The 13,886-nt window shown below is 59.2% G+C and carries 11 protein-coding genes; 3 read left to right on the forward strand and 8 right to left on the reverse strand.

All coding sequences use genetic code 11. The features are described from left to right. The first annotated feature begins 25 nt into the window (after positions 1-25). Positions 26-1,381 (forward strand): oxygen-independent coproporphyrinogen III oxidase, encoded by a 1,356-nt coding sequence (hemN, locus tag BMY36_RS00545; protein WP_050521383.1) that lies wholly within the window; start codon positions 26-28, stop codon positions 1,379-1,381. Here the strand turns inward: hemN and BMY36_RS00550 are convergent. The 6 genes from BMY36_RS00550 to BMY36_RS00575 all read right to left on the reverse strand — a co-directional run bounded on the left by BMY36_RS00550 (position 1,378) and on the right by BMY36_RS00575 (position 8,977). Next, complete coding sequence (locus BMY36_RS00550) at positions 1,378-2,607, reverse strand: glycosyltransferase (protein WP_050521384.1); 1,230 nt, start codon at positions 2,605-2,607, stop codon at positions 1,378-1,380. The genes hemN and BMY36_RS00550 overlap by 4 nt on opposite strands. Then, a complete protein-coding gene (locus BMY36_RS00555) occupies positions 2,604-4,202 on the reverse strand; it encodes an ABC transporter ATP-binding protein (RefSeq protein ID WP_050521385.1) in 1,599 nt (532 codons plus the stop codon). Before BMY36_RS00555 ends, BMY36_RS00550 begins: the two co-directional genes overlap by 4 nt. After that, positions 4,199-5,299: an ABC transporter permease gene (locus tag BMY36_RS00560; RefSeq protein ID WP_050521386.1), complete on the reverse strand. Its 1,101-nt coding sequence runs from the start codon at positions 5,297-5,299 to the stop codon at positions 4,199-4,201. The genes BMY36_RS00555 and BMY36_RS00560 overlap by 4 nt, the downstream gene beginning before the upstream one ends. 1 nt (position 5,300) lies before the next feature. After that, positions 5,301-6,377: a microcin C ABC transporter permease YejB gene (locus tag BMY36_RS00565; protein WP_050521387.1), complete on the reverse strand. Its 1,077-nt coding sequence runs from the start codon at positions 6,375-6,377 to the stop codon at positions 5,301-5,303. 25 nt (positions 6,378-6,402) lie between these two features. Continuing rightward, on the reverse strand, positions 6,403-8,295 hold the full coding sequence (locus BMY36_RS00570; protein ID WP_050521388.1) for an extracellular solute-binding protein: 1,893 nt from the start codon (positions 8,293-8,295) through the stop codon (positions 6,403-6,405). A gap of 163 nt (positions 8,296-8,458) precedes the next feature. Next, positions 8,459-8,977: a c-type cytochrome gene (locus BMY36_RS00575; RefSeq protein WP_050521389.1), complete on the reverse strand. Its 519-nt coding sequence runs from the start codon at positions 8,975-8,977 to the stop codon at positions 8,459-8,461. A gap of 119 nt (positions 8,978-9,096) precedes the next feature. Between BMY36_RS00575 and BMY36_RS00580 the strand changes: the two genes are divergently transcribed. Next, positions 9,097-9,927 (forward strand): prephenate dehydratase, encoded by an 831-nt coding sequence (locus BMY36_RS00580; RefSeq protein ID WP_050521478.1) that lies wholly within the window; start codon positions 9,097-9,099, stop codon positions 9,925-9,927. A gap of 215 nt (positions 9,928-10,142) precedes the next feature. Here BMY36_RS00580 and BMY36_RS00585 read toward each other — a convergent pair whose 3' ends face one another. Continuing rightward, entirely contained in the window at positions 10,143-10,616 is a 474-nt protein-coding gene (locus BMY36_RS00585) for an SRPBCC family protein (RefSeq protein WP_050521390.1), read from the reverse strand. 126 nt (positions 10,617-10,742) lie between these two features. Continuing rightward, positions 10,743-11,696, reverse strand: coding sequence for an NAD(+) diphosphatase (gene nudC / locus BMY36_RS00590; protein WP_050521391.1), 954 nt, complete (start codon positions 11,694-11,696; stop codon positions 10,743-10,745). Positions 11,697-11,964: 268 nt separating this feature from the next. On the opposite strand from nudC, the gene BMY36_RS00595 reads away from it, so the two are divergent. After that, positions 11,965-13,878: a bifunctional 2',3'-cyclic-nucleotide 2'-phosphodiesterase/3'-nucleotidase gene (locus tag BMY36_RS00595; RefSeq protein ID WP_050521392.1), complete on the forward strand. Its 1,914-nt coding sequence runs from the start codon at positions 11,965-11,967 to the stop codon at positions 13,876-13,878. Positions 13,879-13,886: the final 8 nt, after the last annotated feature.

A 13,886-nucleotide genomic window follows, 5' to 3' on the forward strand; every position in this document is an offset into this window, starting at 1 on the left:
AACCATATACGCCAACGATTGAAATATGAACACTCAAAGCACCCTCAAGCGCCTCGGACTATTTGACGCGCGCGTTCCCCGCTACACCAGCTATCCCACCGCCCCGCAGTTCAATCCGGGTGTGGGGCCAGAAACCTTTGCCAAATGGATCTCAGCCGTGCCATCCGGCGCGCAAATCTCGCTCTATATCCACGTTCCGTTTTGCAAACGATTGTGCTGGTTCTGCGCCTGCCGGACGCAAGGCACATCATCGGATGCGCCCGTGATCGCTTATGCCGAAATGCTGCGCGCCGAAATTGACCTGTTGCGCCGCCATTTGGCCCCCGGTGTCACCCTGTCGCGGCTGCACTGGGGTGGCGGCACGCCCACGCTTTTGATGCCCGACCTGATCCGGGCTTTGGCTGACCAAGTGTTCGATGTGGTCCCAATGGCACCGGGTGGTGAGTTTTCGGTTGAAATTGACCCCAATGAAATCGACGCGTCCCGCCTTGATGCGCTGGTGGCGGCGGGGATGAACCGCGCCTCTATCGGGGTACAGGATTTTGACCCCGAGATTCAGAAAACCATCGGCCGCGAGCAAAGCTTTGAGCTGACCAAGCAAGTCGCCGATATGATCCGCGACCGCGGCGTGGCCAGCCTAAACGCGGATATCCTGTATGGCCTACCCGATCAAACCAATGCCCGCATCGCGGATTCTGTGCAAAAACTGCTGGCCTTGTCCCCCGACCGGGTGGCCCTGTACGGCTATGCCCATGTGCCCTGGATGAGCCGCCGCCAGCAGATGATTCCTTCCGACAAAATCCCCTTGGCCGAAGCGCGCCTTGGCCTGTTTGAAACCGCCCGCAACCTGTTTGTGGCCGATGGATATGCCGAAATTGGCATCGATCATTTCGCGCGCCCGACCGATGGGCTGGCGATTGCGGCAGCAAAGGGCGACCTGCGCCGCAATTTCCAAGGCTATACCGATGATACCGCGACCGCGTTGATCGGGCTGGGCGCATCGTCGATCTCGCGCTTCCCGCAAGGGTTCGCACAAAATGCCAGCGCCACGGCCGCCCATACCAAGCAAATCCGCGAGGGCAAGTTTTCCACCCATCGCGGTCACGTCTTTGCGGGCGACGACCTGCTGCGCGCCCGGATTATTGAAGCGTTGATGTGCGATTTCCGCGTGAACCGCGAGGAGTTGCAGCGCGATTTCAACGCCGACCCTGCGGTGGTGCAAGCGATGTTCCAAGCCGCCATGGACACGTTTGGCGACATGGTGCATCTGGACCACACGGGCCTTGCAATTGCCAAACGCGGGCGGCCCCTGACCCGGCTTATCGCGCGGGCATTTGATGCCTATGACCAATCCGCGGCGCAACATTCGACGGCGATTTAGGGTTGGGGCCCAAAACTTTCGACATAATCGACCATGCGCGGCATGCAGGTGCCGTGAAGGTCGTACCCGTCCAGAATGGTCTGGCGCGCCGCCGCACGCAGAGGAATGAAACGCGCTGGGTTGGCCAGCGCGTCAATCAACGCGGCAGACCAGCCTTTGATATCAAAGAAATCGACCAGCGTGCCGTTTACACCATCGGTGATCAACTCCTCCACCGGGGCGGACCGTGACCCGATCACATGCGCGCCTGCCGACATCGCCTCCAGCATCGACCAGGACAGCACGAACGGATAGGTCAGGTATGCATGCGCGCGGCTGATCTGCATCAGCGCGACAAACTGCGCATAGGGCACTTTGCCGATGAAATGGACGCGCGACAGGTCCAACCTATCCCGCACCTCATCCAGAAAAATGTCTTTCCACTTTTTGCCGTCCGGGGCGGCCGCGCCATAGCTGACATCATCACCGCCCACGATCACAACCTGCGCGTTGGGCCGCGCCGCCATCACATCGGGCAACGCGCGCATAAAGGTGTGATAGCCGCGATACGGTTCCAAATTGCGGTTCACAAAGGTCAACACCTCATCCCCCGCAGCGATGGTTTGGCCGTTGGGCAAGGTCATGCTGGCGGTTGGATTGGGGGTCACGGTGGCGGTGTTCACGCCATCAAAAATCACCTTTATCATGGGCTGCAACGCGGGCGGATAGGTGCTGGCCTGCCATTTCGTGGGGGCCATTGCCGCATCGGCGTGCAACAAGGATTGGCCCAGATGCGCCGCACGCGCTTGCGCAGTCATCACCGGATCAAACCCTGCGCGGCTGAATTCGGGGTCAAACCCCACATCGCGGTCCACGCCGCGATAGTAAAATTCGGCGTAAACGATCAGCTTGGCGGTTGGCCACACCTCTTTCAAAAACAGCGTTTCGCCCCAGCCGGAATGGCCGAAAATGACATCGGGGACATAGCCGTGCTTGTCGCACAGCCGCAAGCAGGCGCGCGCGACCGTCACGCCACGGTCGGTCATCTGGGTGAAATTGCGGCCCAAACGGGTTGCGGCGACATCGGGCGGGGCGGCATCATGGCGATAGCGCAGCACGGGAATTACACTATCGCGCTGGTTTTTGATATCGGTCAACGCCCGGCAATCATGGCCGCGCGCCTTAAGCGCCGGGGCGAGATACAGAAACTGGCCGGGAAAATTTTGGTGGACGAACAGAATTTTCACGGCGCAACCTGCCCAAAAGCCGCTGCCATCAACGCGCGGGTATATTCGGTTTGCGGCGCGTCAAACACTTGCGCGCTGGGGCCCGATTCCACCACATCGCCTTGTTTCATCACGATCACTTGGTGGGCAAGCGCGCGAACCACCCGCAAATCATGGCTGATGAACAGATAGGCAAGCCCCTGTTTGCGCTGCAAATCGCGCAACAATTCCACAATTTGCACCTGCACGGTCATATCCAGCGCCGATGTCGGTTCATCCAACAGCACCAATTTCGGCCGCAAAATCATCGCGCGGGCAATCGCCACACGCTGGCGCTGACCGCCCGAAAATTCATGTGGATAGCGGCCCATGGTGGCGGGGTCCAATCCCACCTCGGTCATAATATCTGACACCAATTGGCGATGATCTTGGCCCATGGCGGTGCCGTGAACCCCCAGCCCTTCGGCAATGATCTGTTCAATCGTCATGCGCGGCGACAGGCTGCCGTAGGGGTCTTGGAACACCACCTGCATGGTGCGGCGCAAGGGGCGCATTTGTTTGGCGTTCAGCCCTTGGATGTTTTGGCCCATAAAAACTACCGGACCATCGGACGCGATCAGCCGCAAAATGGCCAGCGCCAGCGTGGTTTTGCCCGACCCGCTTTCGCCCACAATGCCCAACGTCTCGCCCGCGCGAATGGTCAGGGTGGCGGCGTTCACCGCCTTTACATGCCCCACGGTGCGGCGCAAAAACCCGCGTTGAATGGGAAACCAAACGCGCAAATCCGATGTTTCCACGATAACCTCACCACCCGCAGGGGCAGGTTCGGCACGCCCCTTTGGTTCGGCGGCCAGCAGGGTTTTGGTATAGGGATGCTGGGGGTTGTCAAAAATCTGGGCCGTTGGTCCTTGTTCCACAATCTCGCCGCCTTGCATCACGCAGACCCGATCCGCGATGCGGCGCACGATGCCAAGGTCGTGGGTGATGAACAAAAGGCTCAACCCCTCCTCCCGCTTCAGGTCCGCCAGCAGGTCGAGGATTTGCGCTTGGATGGTGACGTCCAGCGCGGTTGTCGGCTCATCCGCGATCAACAATTCCGGCCCATTCGCCAGCGCCATTGCGATCATCACGCGCTGGCGTTGCCCGCCGGAAAGCTGATGCGGATAGGCACCCAAACGGCTTTCAGCGTCGCGGATGCCGACCTTATCCAACAGCTCCAATATCCGCTTGCGGGCCGCCGTCCCCTCAAGGCCCTGATGCAACGACAGGCTTTCGGCCAATTGGGTTTCAATTGTGTGCAGGGGGTTCAAACTCGTCATCGGCTCTTGGAAAATGAAGCTGATGTCGTTGCCGCGCACCCGCCGCAAATCGCCCTCCGCCGCGCCGATCATCTGCGTGCCGTTGTACAGGATGGATCCCGCAACCTGCGCTGACCCCGGCAACAGCGCCACGGTGGACAGGGCTGTGACTGATTTGCCCGACCCGCTTTCCCCCACAAGTGCCACGGTTTCGCCCTTTGCCACCGTGAAAGACACGCCTTTGACAGCCTGCACCACCCGCCCATCCTGGCGGAAGCCCACAGTCAGGTTTTCGACGGAAAGAACGGTGTCGGTCATTGAAAAGTCTTTCGCGGATCAAAGGCGTCGCGCACGCCTTCAAATATGAACACCAGCAGCGACAGCATGGTCGCAAACACACCAAACGCGGTAAAGGCGAGCCATGGCGCTTGCAGGTTTTGTTTGGCTTGCAACGTCAACTCGCCAAGGGAGGGGGCCGAGGCGGGCAGGCCAAACCCAAGGAAATCCAGCACGGCGAGCGAGCCGATGGTGCCCGTGATGATAAACGGCAGCATGGTCAGCGTGGCAACCATCGCGTTGGGCAACACATGGCGGAACATGATCACGCGGTCCGACACCCCCAGCGCGCGGGCAGCGCGGACATATTCGAAATTGCGGGCGCGCAGAAATTCGGCGCGCACCACACCCACCAGCGATGTCCAGCCAAACAACACCATCAAGCCCACCAACAGCCAAAAGTTCATCCGCCAAATCGCGGCGACGATGATGATGATGTAAAGGCTGGGGGTGGAGCCCCAAATTTCCAGCACGCGTTGGAATATCAGGTCCACCCAGCCGCCGAAATACCCCTGCACCGCCCCCGCCATAACCCCAATGATGGAGGTGAGGAAGGTCACGATCAGCGCAAATGACACCGACAACCGAAAGCCGTAAATCACGCGCGCTGCCACATCGCGCGCAGTATCATCGGTGCCCAGCCAATGGTTGGCATCGGGCGGGCTGGGGGCGGCACGGCCAATATCGTTGATGGTGTTGAAACTGTAAGGGATGGGCGGCCAGATCACCCAACCGGGGATGGCCCCGTCCAGCGTGCCCGCATCGAGTTCGGCCAGCGCCGTGTCAGGGTCGTCCAAACACGCCTCCACCCCGCCCGACCTGATCAAACACCGCACTTCGGGGTCGCGGTATTTGGCCTCGGTCCGGAAATCGCCGCCAAAGGCTGTTTCGGGGTAAAATTGCAAAAACGGCGCGCGAATTTCGCCTTGGTAATTGACCAACAGCGGTTTGTCGTTGGCCAACACTTCGGCAAACAGCGACAGACCATACAGGAACAGCAGCAGCCACAACGACCAAAACGCACGGCGGTTGGCCTTGAAATTACGCCAGCGGCGTTGGTTTAGGGGGGATAGGGCCATCTTACCGCCTCCCCTCAAAATCAATGCGGGGATCAATCCAGACATACATCATGTCTGACAGAATACCCACGATCAACCCCATGATGCCAAAGGCATAAAGCGTGCCGAACATCACCGGGTAATCGCGTTCGACTACCGCCTTGAACCCCATTTGGCCCAGACCATCCAGCGAAAATATCGTCTCAATAATCAAGCTTTGACCAAAGAAGATCGACACAAACGCCGCCGGAAAGCCCGCGATCACGATCAGCATCGCGTTGCGAAACACATGACCGTACAAAACGCGGCCCTCGGTCAACCCCTTGGCGCGGGCGGTCATCACATATTGCTTGCCGATTTCATCCAGAAAACTGTTTTTGGTCAGCAGCGTCAGGGTGGCGAAACTGGCGATGGTCGATGCCAAAATCGGCAGCGCCATGTGCCACGCATAATCGCCAATTTTGCCCAGCAGGGACAAATCCTCAAACCCCTCGGACGTCAGGCCGCGCAGGGGGAAAATCTTGAAATAGGACCCGCCCGCGAACAGCACCAACAGCAAAATCGCGAACAAAAACCCAGGAATGGCATAGGCGACGATGATCACCCCCGATGTCCACGTGTCAAACCGCGACCCGTCGCGCATTGCCTTGCGGATGCCCAGCGGGATGGAAATCATGTAAGCGATCAACGTCGACCACAGGCCCAAACTGATCGACACCGGCATTTTTTCCAGCACTAAATCGGTGACGGAAATTGACCGGAAATAGCTTTCGCCAAAATCAAACCGGGCGTAATTCCACATCATGTCCAAAAAACGCTGCAAGGGCGGTTTGTCGAACCCGAACTGCTTTTCCAGCTCTGCAATAAACTCGGGCGGCAGGCCGCGCGCGCCAAGGTATTCGCTGCTACCCTGCCCCTCGCTGCCCGCATCGCCCGACCCGGTGATCGCGGCCAAACTGTCGCCGCCGCCATCCAGTCGCGCCAAAATCTGTTCAATCGGGCCGCCCGGCACAAACTGCACCAACGAGAAATTAATGATCATAATCCCGATCAACGTCGGAATAATCAGCATCAACCGCCGAAGGATATAGGCACCCATACTGCTCACCCGCCGTTTTTTATCGTTATTTCAGCACGCCAGACGCTTTCAGCGCCGCCGCCTTTTCCGCGTTGTACCACCAGAACGACATTTCGCCCAGTGCATAGGGGGGCAGGTTTTCGGGATGTTCAAAAATGTCGTAATAGGCGATTGTGTGCGTGCCCTTGTACCATTGAAAAATCGCAAAGCGTTCGGCGCGCATCACCCGGTCCAGCGCCATTGTGGCTGTGGTCAGGGTTTCCAAACTGTCAGCGGCCAGCACCACCTCAATCATCCGGTCCACCGCCGGGCTTTTCAGCCCCATCGCGTTGAAACTGGACACATCGGCGGTTTCAGAACCATAATATTGCTTCAACTCAGTGCCCGAAAAAATGCTGGTCTGGGCGAAATGGTTGGTCATATCAAAGTCATAGTTTGGCGGGCGCGTGCGATCCTCCATCTGGGCGTTGTCAACGCGGGTCATCACCGCGTCCACGCCAAGGCTGCGCAGGTTTTCCACAAAGGGGTTGATCACGCGGTCAAAGCTGGCGCTGTCGTTCAAAAACTCCACGCGCAGCAACTCGTTTTTGGCGTTGCGGCGCATCCCATCTGCGCCAACGGGCCAGCCCGCGGCATCGAGCAGCGCAGACGCGCGCCGCAAATTGCCCCGGTCCAACTGCCGCGCGCCGGACACGGGCGGCATGATCGCCTCATTCGTCAGCAGGCTTGCACCAATCAGCCCGTCATCCACCAAAGGCTGCAACAGCGCCGCTTCGGCGGGCGAGGGCACGCCCTTTGCCTCCATAAAGCTGTTGCCCCAATAGGAGGGGATGCGATCGTAAATGCCGTAAAACAGCGTCTCGTCGGACCATTCAAAGTTGAACATCAGGCCAATCGCCTCACGCACGCGGGAATCTTGGAACTTTTCGCGCCGCAGGTTGAAGATGAAGGATTGCCCGGTGGATTTTGCACCCGATGGCAGTTCCGCCTTGATCACGCCGCCATTCAGCACGGCTGGAAAGTCATATCCCGTGGCCCATTTGATCGACGATGCCTCATTCCGAAACGTGTAGGTGCCGCCGACAAAGCCCACAAACGCCGCGTCATAATCGGCGAAATATTCGATGCGGATGGTGTCAAAGTTGTTGGTGCCGACCCGCATCGGGTGGTTGATGCCCCAATAATCGGGATTGCGTTTATAGGTCACGGATTGGCCAATCCGCATGCTGCCCAGCGCATAGGGACCGGAGCCGAGGAACGGCGTCAGGCTGCTTTCGGCCATGTCCAAATTGTTGGCAATCGCATGCGCCTTGGACATGATCGGCAGGCCGCCCACATCTTGCGGCAAATCGCGGGTGGGGATGCCGGGTTTAAAGGTGAATTTCACGCGCATCGGGTCCAGTGCCTCCACCTTCTCCACCTTGGTGGCGAAAATGGTGCGAAAATCGGTCAGGCCCTTGGTCAGGAAGGTTTCATAGGAAAAAATCACGTCCTCGGCGGTTAGCGGCGTGCCGTCCGAAAATTTGACATCATCCCGCAGGTTGAAAATGACCCAAGAGCGATCTTCGGGGTATTCCAGCGTGCTGCACAGCAGGCAATAGGCCGCGCCCACCTCATCATCCGTGCCCTCCAATATCGATTCGTAGGGGGCGGAGGCGAGGGCGGCGGCGCGGCCTTTGATCGAATAGGGGTTCATGCTGTCGAACCCGCCCGAGGTCCATTGCGAAATCTCGCCGCCTTTGGGTGCGTTGGGGTTCACATAGGCCAGATGTTTGAAATCGGGGGCCAGGTTCAATTCGCCAAAAGTGGAAATGCCGTGGGCGGTGATCACGGTTTCGGCCCGCGCGGCGGTGGCAAAGGCGGCCAGCGCCATTATCAATGCGCCCCCAATCAAACCCGCTGTCATCGGCTGTACCGCCCGTGCTGTTTTCGCCTGCATCGCGTATCTCCCCTACTTGGTCCGGCGCGGCTGACTGCGCCAAATCTTTGTGTGATGCTAGTGTGGAACCTGTCGCCGCCTCAAGTTGCGATTGCGTGATTTTGGGCCCGGAAATACAAAAGACCGCCCCGAAAGGCGGCCTTTGGATAAATTCTGCGTCAGATCACGGTTGCGACGTGGCCAGATAAGCAATCAGATCGGCGCGGTCGGCTGGTTTTGGCAAGCCTGCAAAGGCCATCTTGGTGCCCGGCATGTATTTGCGTGGGTTTTCCAAAAAGCCGTTCAGGTTTTCCGGTGTCCATGCTTGATCGGCCACGGCCAAAATGGCATCGGAATAACCGAACCCTGCGGAGGCGGCTTTCATCTTGTCGACGATGCCGTTCAGATGCGGGCCGGTGCCGTCGGAGCCGTCAAGCTTGTGGCAAGCTTTGCATTTGGAGAATACTTTTTCGCCCGATGCCACGTCTGCGGCGGCGTAAAGTTCCGCAAATGCGGGGCCGGCGTCGGCCACTTCGGTCGTCTCCTCGGACCCGGTGTCGATGGTGTAGCCTTGAACCCGCTCACCGCCGTGGCCGCCGCCTGTGGTATAGAGCGCGTCTGCCGCCCAACCGCCCAGCATGAATACCAGCAAAGAGCCGCAAGTGGCCCCCACTACTTTGGTCATTGTCATCGTGTCGAACATGTCGCGCCTCGCCTCGTGTTCACTTTGGCCGCTTCTAACCGCTTCCCATGGGTTATATCAAGGTATAGTAGCGCGACGAAACGCCCCTCCCCCGCTTTTATCGACGGAGAATGATTAAAATGACAGGACGTATCGCCTTTCAGGGGGAATTGGGGGCCTATTCGCATGAGGCGTGCCGACAGGCGCGGCCGGGGATGGAAGCGGTGGCCTGCCGCACCTTTGAGGACGCGATTGAGGCGTGCCGCGCCGGGGATGTGGATTTGGCGATGCTGCCCGTCGAAAATTCCACATATGGCCGCGTGGCCGATATTCACACGCTGCTGCCGGGGTCTGGGTTGCGGATTGTGGATGAAGCGTTTGTGCGGGTCCATATCAATTTGCTGGCGGTGCCGGGCACAGCGTTGGGCGATGTGAAGCGGGCGATGAGCCACACGGTTTTGCTGGGCCAATGCCGCGACTTTTTGAAAACCCATGCGATCACAGCCGTGACGGGGGCGGACACGGCGGGGTCGGCGAAAGTGGTGGCGGAACGGGGGGAGCCTGCGCTGGCGGCGCTGGCATCGGAATTGGCGGGCGAGATTTACGGGCTGGACGTGCTGGCCCGGCAGATTGAAGATCAGGCCAACAATACCACCCGGTTTTTGGTGATGTCGCGGCAGGCGGACCATACCCGCCGGGCGGAAAAGATGATGACCACGTTTACATTCCGGGTGCGAAATATCCCCGCAGCACTTTACAAAGCGATGGGGGGCTTCGCGACCAATGGGGTCAACATGACGAAATTGGAAAGTTATATGGTGGGCGGGTCGTTCACAGCCACGGCGTTTTATGCCGATATTGAAGGCCACCCTGAGGATGAAAATGTAAAGCGGGCGCTGGAGGAGTTGAAATACTTTACATCAGAACGCGACATTTTGGGGGTTTATCCAGCGGACCGCAGGCGCGATTGACGCGGGGTTTGCGGCTGCGATGCGGCGATGCGGCGATGCGGCGGTGCGATTTCGCAATAAATCGCGCGCGATGCGGCGGGTAAGTGTTTGATATTTATGAATATGGTAAATTCTGTTTTACCAAATATTAACCTGCGATTTGTTGCGGATCGCGGGGTTTGGTAGGATATTAGGATGGGCGCGGGAGTCGGGGTGAACACCGACTTACGCAAGCATCAGACCTTTTCGCGGTTGCGATAGCGGTCTTCGACACCGGCGCAAAGTTGTGACAGGCGCAGCGTGAAACGGCGGTTCACCTTGGCCTTTGCCAGCTTGAGCGATTGCAAGAACAAGCGCGCGGCCAAAGTGCGGGGTTTAAGTTCCATGGTCAGCACGATGCGGGTGCGGCGCGGGCCCATTTCGGCCATTTCAATGCCAAAAACCGCCTCGGCCGGTTTTGACATCACATCAAAGCCAAGACTTTGTTCAGCCAGCATCGACGCGAGTTTGATGTTCAACTTTCGGGTTTTGCCGCGAAAGGTAAAGGCCACTTTCCATTCCATGCCAACACCGAGGGCGGGCATGCGGTCTGTGCGTTCCACATCCGCGCCACGGCGCATGGCGGCGCGTTCCCATGTTTCAAAGTCCGTCAACACGGCATTTACAAAGGCAATCGGCGCTTCGATGTCTTCTTTTGCGGTCAGTTTCATGGCTGCGTCTCCTCAATGCTGTCTTACACAGACGGCTGCCTCTTTTTGGGCGATGATTTGAGGCGGTTTATATCCGGCTTTTTCGCAGTTTGCTTTGGTTATTTTTGCCCAAACAGCCCTTAAGTGTTAATTTATGCGGCCTGCCAGCCAGTTTACGATCAGATGATGCGCAATGGCCCCTGCGCGGGCGGGGCGGATGGTGGGGTGGGTGCCTGCCATGACGTCCAACAAATCCTCTTTGCTGACCCACAGGGCGGCTTCGATTTCGGTTGGGTCGATGGTGATGGCGTCGCTGGTGGCGTCACCGACAAAACCCATCATCAGGGAGGCGGGAAAGGGCCACGGCTGGCTGGTGACATAGCGCACATCGCCAACATGGATGCCCGTTTCCTCCATCACTTCGCGGCGGACGGCGGATTCAATCGCCTCACCCGGTTCGACAAAGCCTGCAAGGCAGGAAAACATGCCTTCGGGCCAGCCGGGCGAACGGCCCAAAAGCAGGCTGTTGCCGCGCTGGATCAGCATGATGACCACCGGATCGGTGCGGGGGAAATGTTGGGCGGCACATTTGGGGCAAGCGCGTTGCCAGCCCGCGTTGATCGGGTCCGATTGCGCGCCACAGACCGCGCAAAAGCGGTGGCTGCGGTGCCAGTGCAGCACCGCCTTTGCAGTGGCGACGAGTTCGGCGGCGCGGGGGGTCAGCTGCAGCATGACGCCGCGCAGTTCCAAAAAGGCGTGGGTGTTGGGCAGGCCGGGGTGGAATTGGGCGGAATGGTCGAAAAAGCCCGCCTCCACCGCCTCGGCCCCCGCCTCGGGCGACCAATCGGAAATGTCGGTGGCAAACCGCGGGATGCCATCATCCAGCCCCAAAAACAAAGGCGGGGTGCCGTGGGCAAGGGCGGGGTGGCCGTGGGGCAGCCAGCCCAGGTCAGTGCCATTCACGATCAAGGGTTTGCCGCGCCACAAAGGCAAGATGTGCCCCGATGCCAGCATGTGCGCGATTTGGTCGGGGTCGCTGCGCAGATGCGCGGCACGGTCCAGCGTGGACCCTGAGAAGGTGAGAATGTCGAGAACGCCCATTGATTTGCCCCAGTGGTTGTGGGCGCGGCGGCCCCCCTGTGGCGTGAGTGATGCCATGCGGGCGGGGCCGGTGCAATCATAGTTGCGGGGCGCAGTTAGGGGGAGGGGTTGCGGGCCAGATTGCGGGGCGGGTGTGGCAAAATCAACCTAAGGAAGAAAAGATTGTGACGAGTACATTCCTGAGGTGGCAAGTGCCGGAGTGATTTGTTAGGATTAATAATCGCTGGCACATGCTTGCTATATCATTGAAGTTAAACATTAAGGAAACGTGTTGACCGCACCGCACCTTTTTTCGGCCGGTGCCACCGGGACACAAGCCCATCTGCGCATCCTGCAGACAACGGATTTGCACGCGCACGTGTATCCGTTTGATTATTATCAAGATCATGAGGTGGACACGGCCGGTTTGGCGCGCACAGCGGCGTTGATTGCCAGCGCGCGGGCGGAGGTGGCCAATAGCATTTTGTTGGACAATGGCGATTTGCTGCACGGGTCGGCGTTGGGCGATTACATGGCCTATGACCGGGGGTTGCGGGACGGAGATTTGCACCCGGTGATCGCGGCGATGAATGCGTTGCGGTTTGATGCGGCGAATGTGGGCAACCACGAGTTCAACTTTGGCCTGCCGTTTTTGATGGCGGCGTTGGGGCGGGCGGCGTTTCCGGTGATCAGTGCCAATGCGCTGACGCAGGTGGGGGCGGATGCGCGACGCGATGCGCGTTTGTTGCCGCCCTATGTGATTTTGGACCGGATGATCCGCGATGGGCGGGGCGTGCGCCACCCCATTCGCATTGGGGTGTTGGGGCTGTTGCCGCCGCAGATTGTGACCTGGGATGAAGGGTTGTTGCGCGGGCGCATCCAGTCGCGCTGTATGGTGCAGACGGCGGCGGCGTTGATCCCCGAAATACGCGAGGCGGGGGCGGATATTGTGGTGGTGCTGGCGCATACCGGGATTGGGGCGGTGGCGTATAGGGAGGGGATGGAGAATGCGGCCCAGCCCCTTGCGCGGTTGCCGGGGGTCGATGCGCTGATCACCGGGCACACGCATATGGTGTTTCCATCGCCGCAGTTTTCGGGCGTCGATACGTTTGACCTGCAGCGGGGCAGGATTTCGGGGACGCCCGCCGTGATGGCCGGGTTTTGGGGGTCGCATCTGGGGTTGATTGATTTGGTGCTGGACCGTGATGGCGGGCGGTGGCGGGTGTTGGACAGCCAGTCGATGGCGCGGCCCATTGCGGTGCAGGGCCGCGACGGGGACGCGATTGGGTTGGTGCGGTCGGTGCCTGCGGTCACACGCGCGGCGCGGGGCGGGCATGAGGCGACGCTGGACTATATGCGCAGTGCGGTGGGGGAAACGCAGGTGCCGTTGCACAGCTATTTCGCGGTGATCAAGGATTGCCCCAGTGTGCAGATTATCTGCCAAGCGCAGGCACGGTTTGTGGCGCAGCAATTGGCGGGGACCGAGCATGGCGCGTTGCCTTTGCTATCGGCGGCGGCACCTTTCAAGGTGGGGGGCTGGGCGGGGCCGCAAAATTACACGCATATTCCGGTGGGGCCGTTGTACCAGCGCAATCTGGCGGATTTATACTGTTTTCCCAACACGATTTCGGCGTTGCGCCTGACCGGGGCGGATGTGGTGGAGTGGTTGGAGCGGTCGGCATCGGCGTTTTGCCAAGTGACCTTGGGTGTGCAAGATCAAGTGCTGTTGAATGATGGGTTCCCGTCGTATAATTTCGATGTGATCGCAGGCCTGACCTATGAAATCGACCCAACGAAGCCTGCGCGCTATTCGGTGACGGGGCAGTTGGTAGATGCGCGTCAGGGGCGCATACGAAATCTATGTCACGCAGGCCAACCAATTGATGTTACAGCAGAGTTTATTCTGGCGACCAACAATTATCGTGCCAGCACGCAAGGGGCCTTAAACACGGCGGGTACGATACGCGAGGTGTTTTCGGCCACCAGCACCATCCGCAATATTTTGCTGAATGAAGTTTCGCAAGCGTCGCCATTGGCGCTGAAACCTGTTGCGAATTGGCGGTTTGTGGCGATGCCGGATACCAGCTTTGTGTTTGAAACATCGCCCTTGGCGGCGGCGTTTTTGCCAGAGTTGCAAGGCGTGCGGGTGGACCATGTGATGAATTGCCCGAACGGGTTTGGGCGGTATCGGTTGTGGGGGTGACGGTTGTG

The organism is Pseudorhodobacter antarcticus (assembly GCF_900110135.1).
GTDB lineage: Bacteria > Pseudomonadota > Alphaproteobacteria > Rhodobacterales > Rhodobacteraceae > Pseudorhodobacter > Pseudorhodobacter antarcticus.

Coding starts and splice junctions, on each gene's coding strand:
- BMY36_RS00555 (WP_050521385.1), bottom strand. CDS start 4,202: ATGACCGACACCGTTCTTTCCGTCGAAAACCTGACTGTGGGCTTCCGC.
- nudC (WP_050521391.1), bottom strand. CDS start 11,696: ATGGGCGTTCTCGACATTCTCACCTTCTCAGGGTCCACGCTGGACCGT.
- BMY36_RS00575 (WP_050521389.1), bottom strand. CDS start 8,977: ATGTTCGACACGATGACAATGACCAAAGTAGTGGGGGCCACTTGCGGC.
- BMY36_RS00585 (WP_050521390.1), bottom strand. CDS start 10,616: ATGAAACTGACCGCAAAAGAAGACATCGAAGCGCCGATTGCCTTTGTA.
- BMY36_RS00565 (WP_050521387.1), bottom strand. CDS start 6,377: ATGGGTGCCTATATCCTTCGGCGGTTGATGCTGATTATTCCGACGTTG.
- BMY36_RS00580 (WP_050521478.1), top strand. CDS start 9,097: ATGACAGGACGTATCGCCTTTCAGGGGGAATTGGGGGCCTATTCGCAT.
- hemN (WP_050521383.1), top strand. CDS start 26: ATGAACACTCAAAGCACCCTCAAGCGCCTCGGACTATTTGACGCGCGC.
- BMY36_RS00560 (WP_050521386.1), bottom strand. CDS start 5,299: ATGGCCCTATCCCCCCTAAACCAACGCCGCTGGCGTAATTTCAAGGCC.
- BMY36_RS00570 (WP_050521388.1), bottom strand. CDS start 8,295: ATGCAGGCGAAAACAGCACGGGCGGTACAGCCGATGACAGCGGGTTTG.